The organism is Sphaerisporangium perillae (genome assembly GCF_023276435.1).
In the GTDB taxonomy this organism is placed as follows: domain Bacteria; phylum Actinomycetota; class Actinomycetes; order Streptosporangiales; family Streptosporangiaceae; genus Sphaerisporangium; species Sphaerisporangium perillae.
In genome coordinates this window covers 102,886-126,726 of the sequence record NZ_JALLPO010000029.1, presented here as the reverse complement: position 1 = coordinate 126,726, position 23,841 = coordinate 102,886, and the positions used below count along the sequence as shown (strand labels likewise).

Genomic DNA, 23,841 nt, shown 5'->3' with positions numbered 1-23,841 from the left:
CGACCTCCACTAACGCCCCCACCCGTGCCCCCCTCCGCGGCTCAGACCACCCGGCGTACCTTCACGGCCTGGCCCGGCATACCTCTACGGTTCGGCTGACCGGGCGTCCCTCCGAGTTTCGGGCCGGCCGGGCATACCTCCAAGGTTCAGGCAGGGCCGACGTGCCTCCGAGAGCCCGAGGGTTGGCGGCCAGAGGCTGCCCCTGCTCGTGCTGGGGTGTCGTTTTCCGGCGCCGGGGCGGTGGGGCGTGGTTCGGCGGAGTCGGCGCCGTGTGCGGCGGGGCACCGAGGGGTGTTCGTGACCATGTCGGCTTACACGATGGTGTACGGTCCGTGACGCGGCGGCTGGCACACTCGTGTAGGTGATCGGCGCCGCTCCGACGCCGATGTCCGGCAATATCGTGATTGAGGAACAAACGCATGCGCGTGTACCTGCCGTGCACCCTTCCTGCGCTGGCCCGGGTGGTCGCCGCCGGGGAGGTCGGCCCGGCTCCCCTGACCGGCTACGCGGTGACCCCCGCGCTGGTCGAGTGGTACGTCTCGGGTGACACCGAGGAGCTCGAATACGTCGCCCTCACGGACGCGGCCCGCGCGTCCCTGCGGATGCTCGCGGCCGACCGCGCCGACGGAGTGGACGTCCCCGCCCGGCGCGTGGTGATCGCCGCCGAGGTACCCGACGACGTGGTCGCGATGGCGGGCGCCGACATCGAGGAGCGTTCGAGGGTACGCATCCCCGTCTCGGTGCGCATGACGCAGATCGCGTCGGTCCACATCGACGACCCGCAGGCCGTGCCCGACGTGGAGGCGGCCGTTACCGCCGCCTTCGCCGCCGACGCCGGCGACGCGGACGCCCGGTTCGACGTCGACGGCGCCGAGGCCCATGAGCTCCTGTGGTACGCCACCCAGGAGATCCCCGACCTCCTCACCTGACCGGCCTCCCGGACACGGCCGCGACCCCCTCCCGTCCACCGCGTGATTCCGGCAGTCGTACTGCCCGCCATATGACCTCGGGCGGTCGTCCCGTCCGGCATGACATTCCGGCGGTCGTTTCGCCCGTCCGCCATGGGCGTGGGGGTCTCGTGGCGGGATATTCCGATGAACGTACCGTGGTCGCGCATTAGGCTTGAGACACCATGAAGCACATCATCTGGGACTGGAACGGGACGCTGTTCCACGACATCGACGCCGTCGTGGGTGCCACGAACGAGGTCTTCAAGCCTTACGGCCTGGCCGCTCTCGACCATGAGGGATTCCGCGCCGCCTACACCCGGCCCATCTGGGTCGCCTACGAGCGCATGCTCGGCCGCCCGTTGCGAGTGGGGGAGTGGGAGGAGCTCGACCAGGCCTTCCATGACCACTACCACCGGCTGATGCTGTCCTGCGCGCTCGCCGAGGAGGCACTCGACTGCCTGCGCACCTGGGCGGACTCCGGGCGCACCCAGTCGCTGCTGTCCATGTGGGCCCACGACCGGCTGGTGCTCAAGGCAGCCGAACTGGGCATCGACGAGTACTTCGCCCGCATCGACGGTCTGTCCAAGGGGGCACCCGGCGGTGGCAAGGCCGAGCACATGGTGGCCCACATCGAGTCGCTCGACGTGAGGCCGTCCCAGGTCATGGTGATCGGCGACAGCATCGACGACGCGCACGCGGCCCAGCACGTCGGCGCCCAAGCCGTCCTGTACACCGGCGGAATGACCAGCCGCGCCGACCTCGCCGCCTCCGGCTTCCCCGTCGTCGACTCCCTCTCCAAGGCCTTCGACTTCGCCACCTGACCGACTCCGTCCCCGGCTTCCACTCCGCCTCGGAACCGCGCCATTCCGGGACTGTGCCACCTCTCGGGCTCCGCCTCCTCCGGGTCTCGCCACCCGGGCTATGCGACCAGGGCTCCGCGACCCCGGGTTCCGCGACCCTGGGCTCCGCGACCCTGGGCTCCGCGACCCTGGGTTCCGCGACCCTGGGTTCCGCGACCCTGGGTTCCGCGACCCTGGGTTCCGCGACCCCGGGTTCCGCGACCCCGGGTTCCGCGACCCGGGCTCCGCGACCCCGGGTTCCGCGACCCGGGCTCCGCGACCCCGGGCTCCGCGACCCCGGCTCCGCCAGCCGGGCTCCGCCACCCCCGGGTACCGGATGGTTGCCTACCGGCGCCGAGGCGGTGGGTCGTGGTGCGGCGAAGCCGGCGCCGTTGTGCGGTGGGTGACCGGTGAACCTTCGGGAGGGCCTGCGCAGGGGTGTGTACGTCCACCGGAAGATTTGTTCGATTGGTCGGGTGACGAGTTGGGCATCGGTCGGCGCCGAGGGTGCGAGATCGTCGTAATCTGAGCGCACTCGTTTCGCGCGTTCGGAGGCCCCCCATTAATCGTCTCGTGCTATGGAACATCGACCTCACCCTGGTCGATGTGGCGATCGTCACCCGTGACGCGTACGCCGACGCCTTCCGGCAGGTCACCGGGCGGCCGCTGGTGAAGCTGGCGCCGGCGATGGGCCGTCCCGACTCAGAGATCATCTTCGAGACGCTGGCCATCAACGGCATCGTGACCGGTGACGAGCACCTGCCCCGGTTCATCGACGCGCTCGCCGGATCCTTCGCCGCCCGGCGTAGGCGCCTCAACAAGGAGGGGCGGGTCATGCCGGGCGCGAAGGACGCGCTCAAGGCGGTGGCCCGGCTCGACGGCGTCGTCCAGTCCGTTCTGACCGGCACCATCAAGAGCAACGCCGCCCTCAAGCTGAACGCCTTCGGCCTGGACAAGTTCGTCGACTTCGAGGTCGGCGGCTACGGCGAGGAGGTGTACCCCAAGGCGACCCTTCTGCAGGTCGCCCAGGGCAGGGTCAAGCAGATGTACGGCTTCCGCTGTGACGGCTCCAACACCGTCCTGATCGGCGACTCGGCCAGGGACGTCCAGACGGCGCGCATCGCCGGAGCCGCCATGATCGCCGTCGCCTCCGGCCGTTCCACCCCGGCCGAGCTGCACGAGGCCGGAGCCGACATCGTGCTCCCCGACCTCACCAACGCCTCAGAGGTCGTTGCCGCGGTGGCACGCCTCACCACTCCCATGGACCGCAAAGCAGGCTGAACCCTCGGGTCCACCGAGGTCGGCCGGGTTGCCCGCCGTACGGCGGCGCCGGGCTCGCCGTACGCCTTCTCGCCGCCGCGGCGCCGAATGCGAAGCACCGAACGGGTCGGAGGAGAAGAGCCTGCCCGATGAAGTGACGTGGTCACCGCAGTGAGCAGTAAGACGCTGAAACGGTCGCTCTTGACGCCACGGATGAAAGCCCGCCACGTCGATGTGGTGAGCAGCCGCTTCGGTCCGTGAGGATTCTTTGAGTCACGGAGATTCAGTGGAGGAAGTTCTCCACGGTCTTGGTGAAGCCGTTCAGAAGATCAGTTCGGCGGCCCGGCTGACGCAGAATGGCTCCATCGCAGTGTCGAAGGTCCCCGGCCTTTGACGGGCCGTCGGAGGGCCCGCCGACCCGTCCCCCTGCGCGTCCTGTCCACTACCCGAAGGATCTCGATGCCGTCCTCGACCGCGCATGTCGCCACCGCCCGTCCCGCGCGCTACGTCAAGCAGCTCGTCTCGCACATGGGTCACAAGGCCACCACGGAGATCTCCGGCGACGGGCGCGGGGTGATCACGTTGAGCCGAGGGCGGTGTGTGCTCGCCCCATCCGGCGGCGGGCTGGAGATGATCGCCACGGCCGGGGACACCGAGGCGCTCGCGGGCGTCCAGGACGTCGTCACCCGTCACCTGCTGCGGTTCGCGACCCAGGAGGACCTCAAGGTCGAGTGGACGGCCCCTGCGGACGCGGAGGAGATGCGCATCATCGACCCGGTCGTCGGTGACTACCTGCTCACGCAGTGCACCCCGGCCGACGAGGTGCTCCAGGAACTGGCCGTGAAGACGCGGGAGGCCACCGGCGACGCGGCGGAGATGCAGGTCTCGCACGACGAGGGCGCGCTCCTCACCATGCTGGTCCGGATGGTCGGCGCGCGGCGGGCCATCGAGGTGGGGGTGTTCACCGGCTACTCCTCGATCTGCATCGCCCGGGGGCTCGCAGCGGACGGCCGCCTGCTCGCCTGCGACGTCAGCGACGAGTGGACCTCCATCGCACGCGAGCACTGGCAGCGCGCCGGGGTCGCCGATCGCATCGACCTGAAGATCGGCCCGGCGATCGAGAGGCTGCGGGCGCTTCCCGCCGAGCCGGAGCTCGACTTCGCCTTCATCGACGCGGACAAGATCAGCTACCCCGCCTACTACGAGGAGATCGTCCAGCGGCTGCGCCCCGGCGGGCTCGTCGTCCTGGACAACGTGTTCCTCGGCGGGCGCGTCCTCGACCCGGCCTACCAGGAGGAGCATCACGTGGCGATGCGCCGCCTGAACGACGCCATCGTCGCCGATGATCGGGTGGAGTCGGTGATGCTGCCAGTGCGGGATGGGGTCACGATCGCGCGCAGGCGCTGACCCCGTAGGCAGGGCCGGCTACCAGGCCGCCGGCCGCCGGTGTGTGGGAGGCCAGGATGGCGCGGGGGCGGGGGCGGGGGCAGGATGGGGCCATGGTTGAGGAAGGTGCGCTGCTCTGGGAGCCGTCCCCCGAGGTGATCCGTGATGCGAAGATCACCCGGTTCGCCGCATGGGTGGGGCGTTCCGAGCACGATTACGACGCGCTGTGGCGCTGGTCCGTCGAGGCTCCGGAGGAGTTCTGGACGGCGGTCTGGGATTACTTCGCGGTCGTGGGTGACCGTGGCGACGGGCCCGTCATAAGTGGAACGATGCCGCACGCGAAATGGTTCGGGGGAGCGACCCTGAACTACGCGACGAACGCCCTGCGCGGCGATCGGGGCCGCGTGGCCGTGATCGCCCGCGACGAGGCGGGCGGCCGGCGCACCCTGACGTACGCGGAGCTGGCCGAGGAGGTCGCCCGGGTCAGGGCGGGGCTCGTACGGCACGGGGTCACCCGTGGCGACCGTGTGGCGGCCTACCTTCCCAACACCGCCGAGGCGCTCATCGCCTTCCTCGCGACCGCCAGCCTCGGCGCCATCTGGTCCTCCTGCTCGCCGGACTTCGGCGCCTCCAGTGTGGTCGACAGGTTCACCCAGATCACGCCGAAGGTGCTGATCGCGGTGGACGGCTACCGGTACAACGGCCGTGACTTCGACCGGTCGTCCGTCGTGGCCGACATCGCCGCCCGGCTGCCGAGCCTGGTCGCGACCGTGGTGGTCGGCACGGAGTCGTGGGAGGAGCTACGGGCCGAGCCGGGGCCGCTGGAGTTCGAGCGGGTGCCGTTCGACCACCCGCTCTGGGTGGTGTACTCCTCGGGCACCACAGGGCTGCCCAAGCCCATCGTGCACGGGCACGGCGGCATAGTCCTCGAGCACCTGAAGGCGCTGACCTTCCATCAGGACCTCGGCGAGGAGGACGTGTTCTTCTGGTACACGACCACCGGCTGGATGATGTGGAACTTCCTGGTCGGCGGCCTGCTCGTCGGCGCCACCGTGGTCCTGTACGACGGCAGCGCCACGCACCCTGAGCCCGACGCGCTCTGGCGGCTGGCGGCGGAGGAGGGCGTGACCTACTTCGGCACGGGCGCTCCCTATCTCATCGCCTCGATGCGGGCCGAGCTGCGCCCGTCCGGCCTGTCCCGGCTGCGCGGGGTCGGCTCCACCGGGTCGCCGCTGCCTCCTGAGGGGTTCGCCTGGCTGTACGACGTCCTGCCGGACGTCCAGCTCGGGTCGTTCTCCGGCGGCACGGACGTGTGCACAGGGTTCGTGGGCGCGGTGCCGCTCCTGCCGATCAGGGCGGGAGTGATCTCCTGCCGCTGCCTCGGCGCCCTCGTGGAGTCCTACGACCCGGAGGGCAAGCCGTTGATCGGGGAGGTGGGCGAGCTGGTGGTGACCGCGCCGATGCCGTCCATGCCGGTCGAGTTCTGGAACGACCCCGACGGCGCGCGCTACCAGGAGAGCTACTTCGCCGACTACCCGGGCGTGTGGCGGCATGGCGACTGGATCAAGATCCTGCCGGACAGCGGGTGCGTGATCTACGGCAGGTCCGACTCGACGCTCAACCGGGGCGGGGTCCGCATGGGCACCAGCGAGTTCTACCGGATCGTCGAGCGCTTCCCCGACATCGAGGACAGCCTGGTCATCGACACCGGGCAGCTCGGGCAGGAGGGGCGGCTGCTGCTGTACGTGACGATGGCGCAGGGGGCCACCCTGACCGACGACCTGGTGACGGAGCTCAAGGCGGCGCTCAGGAGCGAGCTGTCCCCGCGCCACGTGCCGAACGAGATCCGCGAGGTGCCCGGCATCCCCCGCACGCTGAGCGGCAAGAAGCTCGAGGTGCCGGTCCGCAAGATCCTGCTGGGCACCCCGGTGGACAAGGCCGCCAACACCGGCGCCATGGCCAACCCCGAAGTCCTGCGGCACTTCGTGCCGTAGGCCCCAAGCGCCGCGACGGCCGGAACACGGCCGGAACGTGGAGCGAGGCCGCCTGGGCAACGGGCGGCCTCGGCCGCGGTGGTGAGGTGGGATGGCTACTGGGTCGCGGTGGCGGCCCGCTTGCCGGCCTGCTCGTCGGTCTTCGAGCCGCAGGTGTAGCCCTTGGGCAGCTCCGGGTCCATCTGGATGTCGCCGAGGTTGGTGCCCTCGGCGGCCCGGCGGAGCGTGACCAGCTTGTCGCAGTCGTAGAAGGGGAAGCATGCATAGTTGACTTTTGCAAGTTTTGTAACGCCGCTGAAAGTTCTGTAACGCCGCGAGCGGTCAGGTCGCGAAGACCTGCGCGTCGTCGGCGAACGCCTTGAACTCCATGGCGTTGCCCGCCGGGTCGAACAGGAACATCGTCCACTGCTCTCCCGGCTCCCCGGCGAAGCGCAGATAGGGCTCGATCACGAACCGGGTCCCGGCCGCCTGGAGCCGCTCGGCCAGCCGGTGGAACTCGGGGATCGCGAGGATCAGGCCGAAGTGCGGGACCGGCACGTCGTGCCCGTCCACCGGGTTGTGCGCCGGCGCCGGGGGGCGCGGGGCGAGATGGGTGACGAACTGGTGCCCGTGCAGATTCCAGTCGATCCAGCGGTCGGAGCTGCGGCCCTGTTCGCAACCGAGCACTTCGCCGTAGAAGTTCCGGGCGGCCTCCAGGTCGTCGACGGGAACGGCAAGGTGGAAGCGGGGGATGGAAGGGGCGGGCGAAGGCATGGAGATCTCTCCTCGGGTCGGTCGTGCTCCGCCGGGGAAGCGCCGGCGGGATGGGCAGAGACCATCTTCGGGCAGGAGCCGCGACCCGCGCGCGGCGGGGGATGCGTCGAGGTGGGACGAGCACCCCGTGACCGCCCGGCGAGCACGACCCGATCCCCGCGCGACACGGTCAGACCGCCCGCGCGGACGCGGCCCTGCGAACGGGGTCAGATCGCCTGGGGGAAGCGGAAGAGGCGGCCTGGGTCGTAGGTGGCCTTGACCTTGGCGAGGCGGCCGGCGTTCCCGCCGTAGTAGGCCTGGCGCCAGCCGCTCAGTCCCGGGTCGATGTAGTTGACATAGGCGTGGTCGCCGAAGTGCGGCCCCATCGCGGCGTGCGCGGCGCGCAGCCAGGCCGCCGCGCCCGCCCTGTGCGCGTAGTACTGCACGCTGAACAGCGCCCCCCGGTGCGGGAAGGCCGTCGCGTCCGGCCGTACCCGCCCGACCGCCCCGCCGAGGGCGTCGAGCAACACGGTGTGGCGCCCCGGGCGGGCGATCCGATCGACCAGGGTGCCGATACCGGACGACGACAGGGGCCGGTAGGCCATGTGGGACTTGGCGCTGAACGCGTCGCGCGGGAAGCGGCCGTCGGCGGTCTGGTTAGGCAGCGTCCCCGCCCGGTGGCATTGGGACACGGTGCCGGAGGGGCAGCCCGCCTCGACCATCATCGCGTCACGGTAGGAGGTCTGGACGACATACCGGCTGGAGGGCTCCCGTCCGATCTTGGCGATCAGCGGTTCGAGCAGCCGCTCGCACTCGGCGCGGGGCCCCAGGTAGAGACCGCCGATCTGCAGGTCCAGCGCGGGGTCCTGGCTCAGGTGCAGGTTGCTCCACATGGCGTCGGGCGCGAACGGCGCCCAGGCCTGCCAGGCGGCGACCGCCTTGCGCGCCCGCGACCACGGCCAGTGCAGGAAGAACAGCGTGACGTCCCGGGTGGCGTGCGTGCGGAAGGTGAAGGACACCGCGACGCCGAAGTTGCCGCCACCGCCGCCGCGTGACGCCCAGTACAGGTCGGGGTCGTGGTCGGCGTCGCAGGTCAGCACGCGGCCGTCGGCGGTGACGATCTGCAGCGACTCCAGCACGTCGCAGGTGAGGCCGTACTTCCTGGCGACGACGCCGATGCCGCCGCCGAGCGTCAGGCCGGCGACGCCCACGGTGGGGCAGGAGCCCGCCGGGATGCTGACGCCGCGCGCGGCCAGCCGGTCGTAGACGTCGACGAGTTGCGCGCCCGCGCCCACGACCGCGCGGCCGGAGGCGGCGCGGACGGTGTTCATGCGGGAGACGTCGATCACCAGACCGGTGCCGGTGGACCAGCCCGCGTAGCTGTGCCCGCCGGACCGCGAGGTCACGGGCACGCCGAGCCGCTTGGCGAAGGTCAGGCACTCGGCCACGTCGGAGGGGTTGGCGCAGTACGCCACGGCGCTCGGGCGTATGCCGTCGAAGGAGGGGTTGTACAGGCGGCGGGCCGCGTCGTAGGAGGCGTCGCCGGGACGGATCAGGCGGCCCGCGAGTCCCCGGCCCAGGGAGGTCCAGTCGGAGGGGGTGGGACCGGTCCGCGCGGCGGTGCCCGCGCTCGCCCCGGACGCGGCCCTCGCGCCGGCGGTGGCCGCGGCCGCCGCTGCGAAGGCGGAGAGGCGGAGCAGGTTCCGCCGGTCGAGCGCGGCGTGCATGGTCACTCATCCCCCAGGAACGGGTCATCGGTCGCGAAAGGTCGCGCTCGTCCAGTGAGACGTCCGTAAGAGGGCCGTGGTTTATCACGAATCGGTCACGGTGCACGTGGCTGCCATGGAAGACTCGCGCTGGCAGGGGAATTGCGCACGATACCGGACAAGTTGACGTTTGAGGTGTGATGGGCTGATATCGGGTACGGCGGGACAGTCGGTCAACGGAGACCGGGCGTCCCAGCAACCCGTGGGAGGTGTCGCGTGTCCGGGAGCGTGGCATTCCCCAGTCATGGACCCGATCCCGGCCGAGACCATCGCGAACAAGGCGAACCTCACAAAGGAGTGAGAGCAGACATGCCGCTCGACGAGGCAAAGGACCAGCTACTCCGGTCCGCTGCTGAAATGTGTGCCGATACCCCCAGGGGCGATCATCTGGACGGTGAGAGCATCCTGGCGTTTCTCCGGCTCTACTACCGGCATGTCGCGCCCGAGGATGTGATCGGCCGCGACCCCGTGGAGGTCTGCGCGCCCGCCCTGGCGCACCGGCGTTTCGCGGCCCACCGACCGCAGGGACGCGCGCTCGTCCGCGCCTACACGCCCACGGTCGCGGAGGACGGCTACGACGGCGGAGGCTCGGTCGTCGAGGTCGTCACCGACGACATGCCCTACCTCGTCGACTCGGTCACCATGGAGCTCGAGCGCCACGGCATCGATCCCCACCTCATCGTGCACCCGCAGATCAAGGTCCGCCGCGACATGACCGGCCGGATGCTCGGCCGCGACCAGGCCGACCTCACCGGGCAGCTCCTCGTCGAGTCCTGGATGCACATCGAGATCGACCGCGAGTCCGCCCCCGAGGCGCTCGCGAAGATCGAGAAGGACCTCCAGCGGGTCCTGCAGGACGTGCGCAACGCCGTCGAGGACGCCCCGAAGATGCGGGCCCTCGCCGTCCAGCTCGCCACCGACCTCGAGGCCGCGCCGCCCCACCTCCCGAAGGGCGACGTCGAGGACAGCCTCGAGCTGCTCCGCTGGCTGGCAGACGGGCACTTCACCTTCCTCGGATACCGCGAGTACCGCCTGGAACAGGCGACCGACGGCGACGGGCTGCGCGCCCTGCCCGGCACGGGACTCGGCATCCTGCGAGCCGACAAGGCCGGCTCGGCCAGCTTCGCCGCCATGTCGCCCGAGCTGCGCGCGAAGGCGCGCGACAAGCAACTCCTCGTGGTCACCAAGGCCAACAGCCGCGCGACCGTGCACCGCCCGGCCTACCTCGACTACATCGGCGTGAAGCTCTTCTCCCCGGAGGGAGAGGTCATCGGCGAGCGCCGCTTCCTCGGCCTCTTCTCCCACGTCGCCTACAGCGAGTCCATCTCCCACATCCCGGTGCTGCGCCGCCGGCTCGACGAGGTGCTGGACAAGGCCGGGCTCTCGCCCGACAGCCACGACGGCAAGGACCTCATCGAGATACTGGAGACCTACCCCCGCGCGGAGCTGTTCCAGGTCCCGGCCGAAGAGCTGGTGCCGATGGCACTGGAGGTGCTGCGGCTGCGCGAGCGCAAGCGGGTCAAGCTCTTCCTGCGCCGCGACGACTACGACCGCTACATCTCCTGCCTGATCTACCTGCCGCGCGACCGGTACACCACGGACGTGCGCATCCGCATGCAGGACATCCTGCTCCAGGCGCTCGGCGGCTCGACCCTCGACTACAGCACGATGATCGGCGAGTCGCCGCTGGCCCGCCTGCACGTGGTCGTCCGCGGCGAGCGCGGCAAGACCCTCGGCGCGCGCGAGGTGGACCTCCCCGAGCTGGAGGCCCGCATCGCGGCCACCACCCGCACCTGGGAGGACGACCTCGTCACCGCGATCGCCGAGCTCTTCGCCGAGGGCCCGAACCCCGCGCTGACCCGCCGGTACGCCACGGCCTTCCCTGAGGGGTACAAGGCGGAGTTCAGCCCGCGTGCGGCCGTCGGCGACCTGCGCCGCCTGGAACGGCTCGCGGGCGGGCCCGACGAGATCGCGATGGACCTGTACCGCCCGCACGACCGCACCCAGGTGGAGTGGCGGTTCAAGCTCTACCGCATCGGGGCGCCGGTCTCGCTGTCCGACGTGCTGCCGCTGCTGTCGCGGATGGGCGTCGAGGTCATGGACGAGCGGCCGTACGAGATCACCAGAAGGGGCGACCAGCCCGCCTGGATCTACGACTTCGGCCTGCGGACCCCTCCCTCGGCGGCCGGGGACCAGGAGGAGTTCGAGCGGCTGTTCGAGGACGCCTTCGCGGCGCTGTGGCGCGGCGAGATCGAGAGCGACGGCTTCAACGCCCTGGTCCTCGGCGCGGGCCTGGCCTGGGAGCAGGCGCTGATCCTGCGCGTGTACGCCAAGTACCTCCGCCAGGCCGGCACCACCTTCAGTCAGCGCTACATCGAGAAGGTGCTGCTCGGCAACGTCCGGCTCGCCAGGCTGCTGGTGCGGCTGTTCGAGGCCAGGCTCGACCCGCGCCGCGCGGACGACATGCGCGAGGACCTCGGCGAGGCCCTGCACGAGGAGATCCTCGCGGCCCTGGATGAGGTGGCCTCGCTGGACGAGGACCGCATCCTCCGGGCGTACCTGGAGATGATCCTCGCCACGTTGCGGACCAATGCCTTCCAGCGGGAGGACGGCAGGCGCAAGCCGTACATCTCTCTCAAGTTCGACTCCTCCGCGATCAGCGTGCTGCCGCTGCCCCGGCCCAAGTTCGAGATCTTCGTGTACTCGCCCCGGGTCGAGGGCGTCCACCTGCGGTTCGGCAAGGTCGCGCGAGGCGGCCTGCGCTGGTCGGACCGCATGGAGGACTTCCGCACCGAGGTGCTCGGCCTGGTCAAGGCGCAGATGGTGAAGAACACCGTCATCGTGCCCACCGGCTCCAAGGGCGGCTTCGTCGTGAAGAACCCGCCGGTGGGCGGCGGGCGCGACGAGCTGATGGCCGAGGGCGTGGCCTGCTACCGCCAGTTCATCTCCGGCCTGCTCGACATCACCGACAACCTCGTCGACAACAAGGTCGTCCCCCCGCACGGCGTCGTCCGGCACGACGGCGACGACACCTACCTGGTCGTCGCGGCCGACAAGGGCACCGCGACCTTCTCCGACATCGCCAACAGCGTGGCCAAGGACTACGGCTTCTGGCTCGGCGACGCCTTCGCCTCCGGCGGCTCGATCGGCTACGACCACAAGGCCATGGGCATCACCGCCCGCGGCGCGTGGGAGTCGGTCGCCTACCACTTCCGCTCGATGGGCATCGACGTCCAGAGCACCGACTTCACCGTGGTGGGCGTCGGCGACATGTCCGGCGACGTCTTCGGCAACGGCATGCTGCTGTCCCGGCACATCAAGCTCGTCGCGGCCTTCGACCACCGGCACATCTTCATCGACCCCTCGCCCGACCCCGAGAGCGGCTTCGCCGAGCGGTCGCGGCTGTTCGCGCTGCCGCGCAGCTCGTGGGCGGACTACGACACCGAGCTCATCTCGGCCGGCGGCGGGGTCTGGCCGCGCACGGCGAAGTCGGTGCCGGTGTCCCCGCAGACGCGCGCGGCCCTCGGCATCCCCGAGGGCGTGCCCGCGCTGACGCCCAACGACCTGATCAACGCCATCCTCAAGGCCTCCGTCGACCTGCTGTGGAACGGCGGCATCGGCACCTACGTCAAGGCCTCCAGCGAGAGCCACGCCGACGTCGGCGACAAGGCCAACGACGGGCTGCGGGTCAACGCCTCCGACCTGCGGTGCAAGGTCGTGGGGGAGGGCGGCAACCTCGGCCTCACCCAGCTCGCCCGCATCGAGTTCGCGCTGAACGGCGGCTTCGTCAACACCGACTTCATCGACAACTCCGCCGGGGTGGACACCTCCGACCACGAGGTGAACATCAAGATCCTCCTCGACCGCCTGGTGCGGGACGACGAGCTGAGCGAGCAGGACCGCGACCAGCTCTTCCTCGACATGACCGACGAGGTCGCCGGCCTCGTCCTGCGCGACAACAAGGCGCAGAACATCGTCCTGGCCGCGGCCCGCGCCCAGGCGCCCGAGATGCTGCACATCCACGCCCGCTACCTGCGCAAGCTGGAACGGGACGGGCTGATCAACCGGGAGCTGGAGGCCCTGCCCTCGGACAAGACGCTGGCCGAGCGTCGCCAGTCCGGCCTCGGGCTGACCGCGCCGGAGTTCTCGGTGCTGCTCGCCTACACCAAGCTGGTGGCCGACCACGAGTTGCTCGCCTCCGACCTGCCCGACGACCCCTTCCTGACCTCGTGGCTGGTGTCCTACTTCCCCTCGGCGCTGCGCGAGCGGTTCCGCGAGGCCATGGACACCCACCCGCTGCGGCGCGAGATCATCACCACCGGCGTGGTGAACGACCTGGTCAACGCCAGCGGCACGACGTTCATGTTCCGCTTCGGCGAGGAGACCGGCGCCTCGACCCCCGACATCGCCAGGGCGTACCTGGTGTCCCGGGAGGTCTTCGAGCTGCCGAGCTTCTGGCGGGCGGTGGAGGCGCTGGACAACAAGGTCGACACCGCCGCCCAGCTCGCCATGCTGCTGGAGGGCCGCAAGCTCGCCGAGCGCGGCGCGCGCTGGCTGCTCGGCAACCGCAGGCCGCCGCTCGACCTGGCCGGCGCAGTACGGTTCTTCGTGGAGGGTGCGGACGGCCTGCTGCCCCACCTTCCCAAGCTGCTCACCGGCCCCGACCTCGCGGCGTTCGAGGAGCGCCGTGACGGCTACCTGGCCCGCGGCGTGCCGGCCGACCTGGCCGAGCGGGCGGCGGTGATGGTGCCGGCGTACTCGACGTTCGACCTGGTGGAGATCTCTTCACGCACCGGACGGCCGGTGAACGACGTCGCGGAGGTCTACTTCGACCTGTCCGAGCGGCTCCAGCTGGCCCGGTTGCGCGAGCGGGTCATCGCGCTGCCCCGCGACAACCGGTGGAACTCCATGGCCAGGGCCGCGTTGCGCGACGACCTGTACGCCGCGCACGCGAGGCTGACCGCCGAGGTGCTCACCCACAGCGAGCCGGGGCTGTCCCCCGAGGAGCGCCTGGTCCGCTGGTCGCAGGCGAACTCCGCCGCCGTCGCGCGGGCACGCCAGACGCTGTCGGAGATCTGGGAGAGCGAGCACTTCGACCTGGCCACCCTCTCGGTGGCGCTGCGGGCCGTGCGCACCCTGGTCGCGACGAGCAACCTGCCGCACGCCGAGGGCCGCTGACCGCTCACCCGCCGGCCGGTGACGTGCCGGGCCGCCGGGCACCGGCCGGCGACGTGCCGGCCGGTCAGGCGGCGGCCGGCGTCACCTGTTGGTGATCGCTGTGGGGACGCCGTCGAATCCGATGATCTTCGCGGGTTCGGCGGCGCCCTTGCGGGACACCTGGCTGACGTACTGCTGGGTCTCGACCACGCGCAGCATGTACGGCACCACGGGGCTGCCGACGTCCCAGCGCACGTTCTGCGGGACCGGGACGAGCCCCTCGGCGGCCTTGGTCTTGGCCTGCCGGAGCGTCGTCCGCGTCAGGGAGTACAGGATGAGCGCCCCGCCGTCGGCCGTGCGCAGCGCGTAGATCGGGAAGGCGGTGGCGGCGAACAGCGAGTCGTACAGGAAGCCGCGCCGCTTGAACTCGGGCTGGATCTTCTCGACCTCGGCGAAGTAGCCGGTGGTCTGGGGACCCGCCGCGATCAGGCCGGCGGCGAAGCCCTTCGGCCCCTCCTCGGCGATGGTGGCGTGCAGCGGGGCCATCAGATGGGGGCTGATCGCGATCGTGTCGTCCCGGGTGGCCAGCGGGGTGGCGTACCCCTCCTCGTCCAGGCTGACGGCGGGGGGCTTCGTGCCGGGATACAGCAGAGAGGCGAAGCTCAGCTGCCAGAGGGAGACCTCGTACTGCTTCATGAAGACGAGCACCGCGGTACGGCTCTTGCCGTCCGCGTCCCGCCGCTCGGTCAGCGCGGCGAACCAGTAGGGGTAGCGGTCGAGCCGGGGCACCAGCAGCGTCGGCTCCCCCCAGGTGTACCTGGGCGGCCGGGAGCCGGTCGACTGGAACTCCGCCCTGGTGATGTCCCTCTGCCCGTCGCGCGTCTGGGCGAGGGCATAGGACTGGACGCCCTGGACCCGGGCGGCGTCGTCGGCGCCCAGGATCATGAGCGCCTGCCTGCGCGCCTCGTCGAGCGTCACGACGGGAGCCGCCCGTGAGGGCGAGGGCGAGGAGGATGAGGAGGGCCCGGGGGAGGCGGTGACCGCCGGGACGGGCGCGGTCACCGGGGCCGTCGCGCCCCGGGTCTCGGACGGTCCGGGCGAGCAGGCGAAGGCGCCGCTCGCGAGCAGCGACAACACGAGGGCGACACGCATGGTCCTGGTCACGCTCGCCTCCCGATGAGTCCCCCGCAGAACGCCCATGCTAGCCACGCGCGAGGTGCCTCCGGCTTCGCGTACTCTTGGCAGATGTGGCAGCCATCGATCCCGCAGAAGAGATCAGCGAGCTTACCGGCACACTGAACGGCATTCAGGATGTGCTGGATCTCGACGTCATGCGCAAGCAGATCGCCGAGTTGGAGGAGCAGGCTGCCGCGCCCGACCTGTGGAACGACCCCGAGCAGGCGCAGAAGGTCACCAGCAAGCTCTCCCATATGCAGGGCGAGCTCAACCGCGTCGAGAACCTGATCCGCAAGCTGGAGGACGTCACGGTCCTCTACGAGCTGGCCGAGGCCGAGGACGACGCCGACACCCGCGAGGAGGCCGGCCGCGAGCTCGCCTCCCTGCGCAGCGACGTCAACGCCCTCGAGGTGCGCACCCTGCTCGCGGGGCCCTACGACGCCCGTGAGGCGCTCGTCACGATCAACTCGCAGGCCGGCGGCGTGGACGCCGCCGACTGGGCGCAGATGCTGCTCCGCATGTACCTCCGCTGGGCCGAGCGCAAGGGATACTCCACCGAGGTGTACGACACCTCCTACGCCGAAGAGGCCGGCATCAAGTCGGCGACCTTCGTGGTCAAGGCCCCGTACGCCTACGGCACGCTGAGGGGCGAGCACGGCACCCACCGGCTGGTCCGCATCAGCCCGTTCGACAACCAGGGCCGCCGCCAGACCTCCTTCGCCGGCGTCGACGTGGTGCCGGTCGTCGAGCAGACCGACCATATCGACATCAACGAGGACGATCTGCGCATCGACGTCTACCGCTCGTCGGGTCCCGGCGGCCAGGGAGTCAACACCACCGACTCCGCGGTGCGCATCACCCACCTGCCCACCGGCATCGTGGTCTCCTGCCAGAACGAGCGCTCCCAGCTGCAGAACCGCGCCTCGGCGATGACGGTCCTGCAGGCCAAGCTGCTCGAGCGCAAGCGGCAGGAGGAGGCCGACAAGATGTCGGAGCTGCGCGGGGAGTCCACGACCTCGTGGGGCACGCAGATCCGCAACTACGTCCTGCACCCGTACCAGATCGTCAAGGACCTGCGCACTTCGGTCGAGGCGGGCAACCCCAGCGCGGTGCTCGACGGCGACATCGACGGGTTCATCGAGGGCGAGATCCGCTGGATGCGGCGCCAGGAGTCGGGCGCCGCGCAGTAGCGCCCCTACCGGCCCCCCTGAGTCGCGGGGGCCGCCCCGATCGCCGGGCGTCGCGGAGCTTCGCCCCGGCGCCCGTGGAGGTACCGGCGGCGGACCCGGTGCTCGAGGCCCGCCCTCGATCGCTCAGGCGCCGTGCGGATCGGTCAGGCGCCGTACAGGTGGTTGAGCGCCAGCGTGCAGGCGAGCAGGACAATCAGGACTATCGCGATCAGTGTGGGCGATAGTCCGCCGAACCCATGGTGGTGGACCCTGGCTCTGCTGGCCCGGCACGCGGGGCATCGACCCTCGACCACCGGTCCGGCGCAGTTGGCGCAGATGAGATGTTCGCAGCTCACGGGATATCTCCCTCTCCACGGTGATCGCTATACCACCCTGTTAGCGAGTGTGGAATCGTTTTGTTTCCGTTATGGACGTTCCATGCCAGTGTTACCCCTAGACTGAGCCTCGGCCAACCGGAACGTCGATCGTTGGTAAAGAGCGGCGCCCCCCGGCCGGCGAGCAATGCGATGTGGCTCACGCGGCCACCTCCGCGACCGTCCTAACCCCTAGACTGGCATGCCGTGATGCGCCTGTGATCCATTTCGATAATGTCACCAAGGTCTACGTTAACCAGAACCGCCCCGCCCTCGACCACGTCAGTGTGGACGTGGACAAGGGCGAGTTCGTGTTCCTGGTCGGTCCTTCGGGGTCGGGGAAGTCGACCTTTCTCCGGCTGGTCCTGAAGGAAGAGCGCCCGAACTCGGGCGCCATACATGTCGCCGGTAAGGATCTGGCGCGCCTGTCGAACTTCAAGGTGCCGCACTTGCGCCGCCGCATCGGCTGCGTGTTCCAGGACTTCCGGCTGCTGCCCAACAAGAACGTCTACGAGAATGTGGCGTTCGCGCTGGAGGTCATCGGCAAGCCACGGCGGTTCATCCGCAAGGTGGTGCCCGAGGTGGTCGAGCTGGTCGGCCTGGAAGGCAAGGCCCACCGCATGCCCGACGAGCTGTCCGGAGGTGAGCAGCAGCGGGTGGCCATGGCCCGCGCCTTCGTCAACCGCCCGATGATCCTGCTCGCGGACGAGCCCACCGGCAACATCGACCCCGCCACCAGCATCGGGATCATGAAGGTGCTCGACCGGATCAACCGGACCGGCACCACTGTCGTCATGGCCACCCATGACGCCGCCATCGTCGACTCCATGCGCAAACGCGTGGTCGAGCTGGAGGACGGCAAGATCGTCCGAGATCAGTCGCGCGGCGTCTACGGCCAGGCGTACTGATCACCAAGCGAGAGAGCGACAGGGGACACCCAAAGCATGCGGGCAAACTTCATCTTCTCTGAGGTCTGGATCGGCCTTCGCCGCAACCTCACGATGACCATCGCGGTCGTCGTGACGGTGGCCATTGGCATGGCCCTGCTCGGCATTGGGCTCATGATCAACGCACAGGTCGGCAGCATGAGCAGCTACTGGTCCGACAAGGTCCAGCTGTCGGCGTTCCTGTGCATGAAGAACAGCCCCTTCGAGGCCTGCAAGGGCCGGGGCGCGGTCAGCAGCCAGGAGAAGGTCGCGCTGCAGAAGCAGATCGAGTCGCTGCAGCAGGTCGACCGGGTCAGCTTCGAGGACCAGCAGAAGGCCTACGAGAACTTCAAGGCGGCCTACAGCAGCAACAGCGTCTTCCTGAGCGCCGTCAAGGTCGACGACATGCCGGAGTCGTTCCGGGTCAAGCTGAAGGATCCGAACGACTACAAGGCCGTCTTCGACGCCCTGAGCGGCGCGCCGGGCGTGGCGAACGTGGTGAACGACCAGCAGCTCCTCGACAAGTTCTTCGGGCTGATGAACAAGCTCCGCGGCGCGGCGCTGATCGTGGCGTTGATCCAGGTGTTCGCGGCGATCCTGCTGATCGGCAACACGGTGCGACTATCGGCGTACAACCGGAGGCGGGAGACCGGCATCATGCGCCTGGTCGGTGCCTCCAACCTGTACATCCAGCTGCCGTTCGTCATGGAGGGCACCATCGCCGGCCTGGTGGGCGGCGTGATCTCGGCGGTCCTGCTGATGTTCGCCAAGATCGTGATCTTCGACAGCATGCAGAAGTTCTTCGTGCTGTCGACGCAGCTCAGCTGGAGCGATGTCGCGCAAGTGATCACCCTCACGACGGTGGTCGGCGTGCTGATCTGTATCCTCGCGTCCTTCGTCACCCTCCGGCGATACCTGAGGGTGTGACGCGCCCCGGTAGGCTCGCTGCTATGCCACGTGAGACCGGGCGTAAGCTCATCGCCCAGAACAAGCGTGCCCGGCACGACTACCACATAGAGGACACCTATGAGGCCGGGCTCGTCCTGATGGGCACGGAGGTGAAATCCCTCCGTGCCGGCCGGGCGAGCCTCTCGGACGGGTATGCCCAGGTGAAGGACGACGAGGTGTGGCTGATGAACGTCCACATCCCCGAGTACCACATGGGCACGTGGACCAACCACGCCGCGCGGCGTCCCCGCAAGCTCCTGCTTCACCGCAAGGAGATCGGGAAGATCGTCGCCAAGACCAAGGAGTCGGGCCTGACGCTGGTCCCGCTCTCGCTGTACTTCAAGGACGGCAACGCCAAGGTCGAGATCGGTGTGGCCCGCGGCAAGAAGACCTGGGACAAGCGGCACGACCTCGCGGAGAAGCAGGCGAACCGGGAGATGGCCCGCGCACTTCGTCACCGCAACAAATGAGGGCCGGTCAGTCGTGGCGCTAGCCGTACGTTTGAGAAGAGGGCTCTCCGCGGGGCTGTCGCTGGCCGTGGTCGTGCCGATGCTGGTGGCCTGCTTCGCCGAGCCCTCGCCGCACGACGCCGTCAGCGAGTTCCTGGTCGGCTGGCAGTCGGGCGACTACGCGGCCGCGGCCGACCGCACCGACGGCGACCCCAAGGTCGTGCGCAAGGCCCTGGAGGACGCCGAGCTGCAGCTCGACGCCGCGTCCATCCGCTTCTCGCTCAAGGGCCTGAGCACCAGCGGCGACAACGCCGACGCCCAGTTCCACGTCCAGGTCGACCTCGGGGACAACAGCCCGATCTGGCAGTACGACAACGACCTTCCGCTGCACCTCGTCGACGGCCGGTGGAAGGTGCGCTGGTCGCCGAGCGTCATCCACCCGGAGCTGCACCAGGGGCAGAGGTTCGCGGTCAAGGTGACGCCCGAGGAGCGCCAGCCCATCGAGGACCGCAACGGCGACCCCCTCCAGCGGGAGTCGACGCTCTACCTGGCGGGCGTCTACCCCGCGAGGGTGAAGGACCCCGTGGGCGTCTGCGAGCGGCTGTACCAGCTCACCGGTTTCGCCCAGGACCGGCTGCTCAGCCGCATCCGCTCGGCGCCGCCGCAGGAGTTCGTGCCGCTGGTGACCTTCGGCGCCAAGAAGTACGCCCAGCTGCTCGACCGGCTGGAGGAGATCGGCCCCGACCTGACGATCGAGAAGGCGTCGCAGCCGCTGGGGCCGGCCCAGCCCGTCGACATCGTCGGCAAGGTCGGCGCGATCACCGCCGAGACGATGCAGCAGCTCGGCGGCCCGCAGCGCGCCGGCGACACCGTCGGCCAGGGAGGGCTGCAGAAGGCCTACCAGGACCAGCTCACGGGCTCGACCGGCACCGCGGTCATCACCTACGACCTCAAGACCGGCGAGCAGGTGGCCGAGCTGGCGCAGTGGCCGGGCAGGACCAACACGACATCGGTGCGCACCACCATCGACAAGGGCGTGCAGCAGTCCGCCGACTTCGCCGTCGGTGGCGGCACCCCCGCCGTCCTGGTGGCGATCGACGGGCCAAGTGGCGAGATCCGGGCCGTCGCCTCCCAGAACATGAACCAGGAACGCGACGCGCTCGCCGGCCGCTTCCCGCCGGGCACCGCCTTCTCCATCGTCGCGGCCGACGGCCTGCTCGCCGCCGGGCTGGACCCCAAGCAGAAGCTGCCCTGCCCCGCCGACCGGACGGTCGGCGGTGCCAGGTTCCAGCACGCGCAGGCGCAGACGCAGACGCCTACCGGCCAGGCCCCGACGGTCACCGCCGACTTCGCCCAAGGATGCGCCACCGCGCTCGCGTCCCTGTCCCGCCGCATCGGCGCCGGGGCGCTGGCCCAGGCGGCGAGCCGGTTCGGCATCGGGGGAGACTGGCAGCTGCCGCTGCGGTCGTTCAGCGGCAGCGTGCCCGCGGGCGGCGGCGACGCGGCCAAGGCCAAGATCATCGCCGGCCAGAGTGTCCGGGTCAGCCCGCTGTCGATGGCCCTGGTCGCCGGCGCCCTCAGTTCCGGCACCTGGCGCCCGCCCACGCTCGTCACCTCGCCCGCCTCGCCGGACACCTCCTCCGACGTCACGCCCGCCGAGCCGCCCCGGCCGGTCGCGCTCGACCCGGAGACCCTGCCGAAGCTGCGCGCGCTCATGCGGGCGGGCGTCACATCAGGTACGGCCTCGGCCGCCGCGGCACCGGGCGAGAAGGTCTACGGCATCTCCGCCGCCGTGAGCTACACCGAGAAGAAGCACCAGAGGAACCTCTCCTGGTTCATCGGCTGGCAGGGTGACCTGGCCGTCGCCGTGCTGACCGAGACCCCCAACCCCGCGGCCTCCGCGCAGATCGCCGGCCAGTTCTTCCGCAGCGCCCGCACGGCCGCCTGAACCCGGCAGGGGCCGCCCGGACCTGGTGGGGAAAGGGGAAAAGGCGCGAATGGCCGGCCGGAAAATACTTCTCCGGCCGAGCAACCATCGCGGCCTCATCCTGCGTCTTTCTCGATGACTGGGCACCGCTTGGGGGTTGCGGGCTCAGTCGCCGTGATGAGACCAGGGCTTCATCTCGGGGGAAGCCCTGCCGTCCGGACCGGCTCGACCCTGCCGGTCGGCCCCCGGGGACGTGCGCCTCGTGCCACGTCCCCGGGGGTTTCGGATGTATCACGTCCCCCGGTTCCGGCGCGTACGGACGCCTGGAAGGGCAGCCGGGGGAATCAAGTTGGCACCGTGGGTGTTGTATGAGTATCTTCATGATGCTCGGTCTCTCGCGAGGTCGTGTTGACAACTCCACAGGGGGTGACCGGTTTCGACTTCGACATGTCGTGCCAGGAGAAGCGGGTCGAGGACTGCGGACATAACCTCGTTAATCCTGTGACCGCAAAACAATAAGTGCCAATAACACGCGCACTCAGGGCCACATGGCCCTCGCCGCCTGAGCGAGGACCAAGCCCTTGTCAGCCCGGGACCGCCTCCGGCCCGGATCTGGCATCGCTAGGAGGCTAAACCGATCGACCCGGTCACGGGGCCGATAGGGAAACCAAACAGTGACTGAGCCCGTCGGTGACTCGCCTGCGAGATCACCGGGGCTGAGAAAAACGAAGCAGGCTGCACCCGGAGAAGCCCTGTCGCGGTGGTGACGGACGCGGGTTCGATTCCCGCCCCCTCCACCCCTTGAAGAGGCCCTTGGGCGCGAGCGTCGCTCGCGCCCAAGGGCCTCTTCGGCGTTTCAAGGGAAGGCTCCTCCGAGACCCCGATGCGATAAGGCTTGTTCGCGCCAAATGAGATCATAGGAATGCGAGCCCTTTCGTCTAGAGTTGCGGGCGTGAGCGGAGAGTTGGTACCGCAGTCTCCCGAGAAGCGGATGTCCGATGCTGATCGCGAGCGGGTCGCCCAGAGCCTGCAGTCGGCACTCGGCGAGGGGCGTCTGACGCTGGAGGAGTTCGAGCAGCGGCTGAGCGGAGTGCTCGCCGCGCGTACGTTCGGCGAGGTCGAGGCGTTCGTCGCCGACCTGCCAGGGAGCCTGGTGACGGCGCCCGCGCCCGAGCGCGTCGAGTTGCGCACCACGGCGGCCACCCTGAAGCGAGGTGGCCGATGGGTGGTGGCCCGGCTGCTGGTCGTGGTGGCCAAGGCCGGGTCGGTGAAGCTGGACTTCACCGACGCCCTCATCGCCCATCGGGTCGTGGAGATCGAGCTGGACGTGTACGCGGGCTCCACCACGCTCGTGCTGCCGCGCGGCGCGTCCGTGAACATCGACGATGTAGAGCTGGTCGCGGGCAGCTCCAGCGTGCGAAATGTGCCCACCTCTCCGTTCCCCGAGCAAGGGCTGCATTTCGTGGTCCGCGGCAAGCAGCGAGCCGGCCGGCTCCTCGTCCGGCATCAGCGCCGCTTCGGGCGCTGGCGGTGGTGAGCGGCGTTCCCGCCGACGGCTCTTGATCTTCGTGGCGGCCTGGCCGGTCAGAATCCTGCCGCGGTCAGAGGGGTCAGAACATGGAGCCGGTCCAGCCGGGGATGTTCGGGCGCGGTCCGGGCGGGAGCGGCAGCGGCGTGCGCTGGGCCTTCGCACGTGCCTCGTCGTTCGGCGGCACGGCCGGGCAGCGGGTGCCGCGCGCGGGGAGCGCCTGCGTGAGCAGGTAGCCGCCCATGGCCCCCGTCGTGCAGTCACCACGGCCGTAGATGCCGTGCCCCCAGCCCTCGTAGGTGAGCAACAGGACACGGTCGCCGAGAGAGCCAGAGGGCTGTACCGCATCTTCTCGGCCGCATTCGATGCCGGTCAGAGGTAGAGGCGGAGGGCTCCGGTGAGGGCTTGGCGAGCCACCGTGAAGACCTCGTCGGCTGAGGCCGCCGATGGGGGTGGCGCGACGACCTGCACCATCTGCGTGCTCGGCTCTCCGACGTCGGGGGAAAGCTGCCACTTCCACGCGGGGCTGGTGAGACTGTCGAAGCGTTCGAGGCTCACGACCAGGGGCGCCATGCCGTCCCAGCCCCAGGGCGGCGTCTGCGGAAGCCGGACCAGGTGGATGGAAGCGCGCACCGGTGCTTCGCCTGCGGTGCCGGTCGTCCCATGGCCGCCGGTGTGGAGACCATTCGGGTGGAGGGCTGTGTCCCCGGTCAGGGGAGGGACAGACGCCGCGCTCTCGGCCATGAACTGGAGGGGTGCGTCGTCGCCCGCCCCTGGATCCGCCGTGGCGAGCCCGGCGCGTTCGGCGGCCTCGGCGAGCAGGCCGTGCGGGTCGTCCAGGTCCGCCAGGGAGGCGTGCCGGTACGCGGTCGCCTGGGCGAGCAGAGCGGCCTCCGCGAGACGCTGGTCGGTGCCGTGGGCGCCGGCCCAGTCGGCCGGGGCGATGCCGTGACGCTCCCCGGTCGCATGCAGGTCGGCAAGCATCTGCGCGGCCGCGTCCAGCACCGAGGTGGTGTAGACGGTGCGATAGTGGCCCATCGCCGCCCGCTCGATCATCTGCCGGGCGGAGGCGGTCGTGGTGGTGGTCATCGGCTGCTGTTCCTCATCGTCTCGCCTGTGACCGTAGGACTCTAGCCGTATTGATCGATGTGGTGTCCACGAGGGTTCACCGGGTCGCTCGACGTACGGGGCGCCGGCATCGCCGCACCCATCTGGTGGTGGACCGGTGGGGCGGTTGGTCGCGGTGTGGCGACACGCCGC

Annotated in this window: 18 protein-coding genes, 1 other RNA gene and 2 pseudogenes; 13 read left to right on the top strand and 8 right to left on the bottom strand. The window is 69.9% G+C overall.

Annotation, left to right across the window (positions count from 1 at the left end; genetic code table 11):
* The first annotated feature begins 419 nt into the window (after positions 1-419).
* Both MYF83_RS27230 and MYF83_RS27225 read left to right on the top strand, forming a co-directional pair.
* Positions 420-929, top strand: a complete 510-nt coding sequence (locus tag MYF83_RS27230) for a DUF6912 family protein (protein ID WP_248963561.1) — start codon at positions 420-422, stop codon at positions 927-929.
* A 203-nt stretch (positions 930-1,132) separates the two neighbouring features.
* On the top strand, positions 1,133-1,771 hold the full coding sequence (locus MYF83_RS27225) for an HAD family hydrolase (protein WP_248963560.1): 639 nt from the start codon (positions 1,133-1,135) through the stop codon (positions 1,769-1,771).
* Between the two features lie 162 nt (positions 1,772-1,933).
* On the opposite strand, the pseudogene MYF83_RS44485 reads toward MYF83_RS27225, so the two are convergent.
* A pseudogene (locus MYF83_RS44485) lies at positions 1,934-2,113 on the bottom strand (hypothetical protein); the annotation flags it as partial.
* 249 nt (positions 2,114-2,362) lie between these two features.
* On the opposite strand from MYF83_RS44485, the gene MYF83_RS27220 reads away from it, so the two are divergent.
* Positions 2,363-3,070: an HAD family hydrolase gene (locus MYF83_RS27220; protein WP_248963559.1), complete on the top strand. Its 708-nt coding sequence runs from the start codon at positions 2,363-2,365 to the stop codon at positions 3,068-3,070.
* 191 nt (positions 3,071-3,261) lie between these two features.
* Here the strand turns inward: MYF83_RS27220 and MYF83_RS44480 are convergent.
* Positions 3,262-3,336: pseudogene (locus MYF83_RS44480) on the bottom strand (DUF397 domain-containing protein); the annotation flags it as partial.
* 172 nt (positions 3,337-3,508) lie between these two features.
* On the opposite strand from MYF83_RS44480, the gene MYF83_RS27215 reads away from it, so the two are divergent.
* Positions 3,509-4,456: a DUF2218 domain-containing protein gene (locus MYF83_RS27215; RefSeq protein WP_248963558.1), complete on the top strand. Its 948-nt coding sequence runs from the start codon at positions 3,509-3,511 to the stop codon at positions 4,454-4,456.
* Between the two features lie 92 nt (positions 4,457-4,548).
* Positions 4,549-6,429 (top strand): acetoacetate--CoA ligase, encoded by a 1,881-nt coding sequence (locus MYF83_RS27210; RefSeq protein ID WP_248963557.1) that lies wholly within the window; start codon positions 4,549-4,551, stop codon positions 6,427-6,429.
* Positions 6,430-6,750: 321 nt separating this feature from the next.
* Here MYF83_RS27210 and MYF83_RS27205 read toward each other — a convergent pair whose 3' ends face one another.
* Both MYF83_RS27205 and MYF83_RS27200 read right to left on the bottom strand, forming a co-directional pair.
* A complete protein-coding gene (locus tag MYF83_RS27205) occupies positions 6,751-7,182 on the bottom strand; it encodes a VOC family protein (RefSeq protein ID WP_248963556.1) in 432 nt (143 codons plus the stop codon).
* A 206-nt stretch (positions 7,183-7,388) separates the two neighbouring features.
* Positions 7,389-8,888 carry an FAD-binding oxidoreductase gene (locus MYF83_RS27200; protein ID WP_248963555.1) on the bottom strand — a complete coding sequence of 500 codons (1,500 nt, stop codon included), beginning with the start codon at positions 8,886-8,888 and terminating at the stop codon, positions 7,389-7,391.
* A gap of 348 nt (positions 8,889-9,236) precedes the next feature.
* On the opposite strand from MYF83_RS27200, the gene MYF83_RS27195 reads away from it, so the two are divergent.
* A complete protein-coding gene (locus MYF83_RS27195; protein ID WP_248963554.1) occupies positions 9,237-14,105 on the top strand; it encodes an NAD-glutamate dehydrogenase in 4,869 nt (1,622 codons plus the stop codon).
* 81 nt (positions 14,106-14,186) lie between these two features.
* On the opposite strand, the gene MYF83_RS27190 is transcribed toward MYF83_RS27195, so the two are convergent.
* Positions 14,187-15,248 carry a DUF8094 domain-containing protein gene (locus MYF83_RS27190; RefSeq protein WP_248963553.1) on the bottom strand — a complete coding sequence of 354 codons (1,062 nt, stop codon included), beginning with the start codon at positions 15,246-15,248 and terminating at the stop codon, positions 14,187-14,189.
* 83 nt (positions 15,249-15,331) lie between these two features.
* Here MYF83_RS27190 and prfB point away from each other — a divergent pair, with 83 nt between their 5' ends.
* Positions 15,332-16,450 (top strand): peptide chain release factor 2, encoded by a 1,119-nt coding sequence (prfB, locus tag MYF83_RS27185; protein ID WP_248963552.1) that lies wholly within the window; start codon positions 15,332-15,334, stop codon positions 16,448-16,450.
* A 143-nt stretch (positions 16,451-16,593) separates the two neighbouring features.
* Here prfB and MYF83_RS27180 read toward each other — a convergent pair whose 3' ends face one another.
* A complete protein-coding gene (locus tag MYF83_RS27180) occupies positions 16,594-16,785 on the bottom strand; it encodes a hypothetical protein (RefSeq protein ID WP_248963551.1) in 192 nt (63 codons plus the stop codon).
* A 236-nt stretch (positions 16,786-17,021) separates the two neighbouring features.
* Here MYF83_RS27180 and ftsE point away from each other — a divergent pair, with 236 nt between their 5' ends.
* The 6 genes from ftsE (at position 17,022) to MYF83_RS27150 (ending at position 22,590) form a co-directional block, all read left to right on the top strand.
* Positions 17,022-17,711, top strand: a complete 690-nt coding sequence (gene ftsE / locus MYF83_RS27175) for a cell division ATP-binding protein FtsE (RefSeq protein WP_114029179.1) — start codon at positions 17,022-17,024, stop codon at positions 17,709-17,711.
* A gap of 36 nt (positions 17,712-17,747) precedes the next feature.
* Entirely contained in the window at positions 17,748-18,656 is a 909-nt protein-coding gene (ftsX, locus tag MYF83_RS27170) for a permease-like cell division protein FtsX (protein WP_248963550.1), read from the top strand.
* A 23-nt stretch (positions 18,657-18,679) separates the two neighbouring features.
* Positions 18,680-19,147: an SsrA-binding protein SmpB gene (smpB, locus tag MYF83_RS27165; RefSeq protein ID WP_248963549.1), complete on the top strand. Its 468-nt coding sequence runs from the start codon at positions 18,680-18,682 to the stop codon at positions 19,145-19,147.
* Positions 19,148-19,178: 31 nt separating this feature from the next.
* Positions 19,179-21,074 carry a penicillin-binding transpeptidase domain-containing protein gene (locus tag MYF83_RS27160; RefSeq protein WP_248963548.1) on the top strand — a complete coding sequence of 632 codons (1,896 nt, stop codon included), beginning with the start codon at positions 19,179-19,181 and terminating at the stop codon, positions 21,072-21,074.
* 401 nt (positions 21,075-21,475) lie between these two features.
* Positions 21,476-21,853, top strand: a transfer-messenger RNA (tmRNA) gene (gene ssrA / locus MYF83_RS27155).
* Between the two features lie 191 nt (positions 21,854-22,044).
* The gene (locus MYF83_RS27150) at positions 22,045-22,590 is read left to right on the top strand and encodes a DUF1707 SHOCT-like domain-containing protein (RefSeq protein WP_248963547.1); all 546 of its coding nucleotides are present in this window, start codon (positions 22,045-22,047) and stop codon (positions 22,588-22,590) included.
* 73 nt (positions 22,591-22,663) lie between these two features.
* Here the strand turns inward: MYF83_RS27150 and MYF83_RS27145 are convergent, their stop codons facing one another.
* Positions 22,664-22,888, bottom strand: a complete 225-nt coding sequence (locus MYF83_RS27145; protein WP_248963546.1) for an alpha/beta hydrolase — start codon at positions 22,886-22,888, stop codon at positions 22,664-22,666.
* 65 nt (positions 22,889-22,953) lie between these two features.
* Entirely contained in the window at positions 22,954-23,670 is a 717-nt protein-coding gene (locus MYF83_RS27140) for a hypothetical protein (protein ID WP_248963545.1), read from the bottom strand.
* Positions 23,671-23,841: the final 171 nt, after the last annotated feature.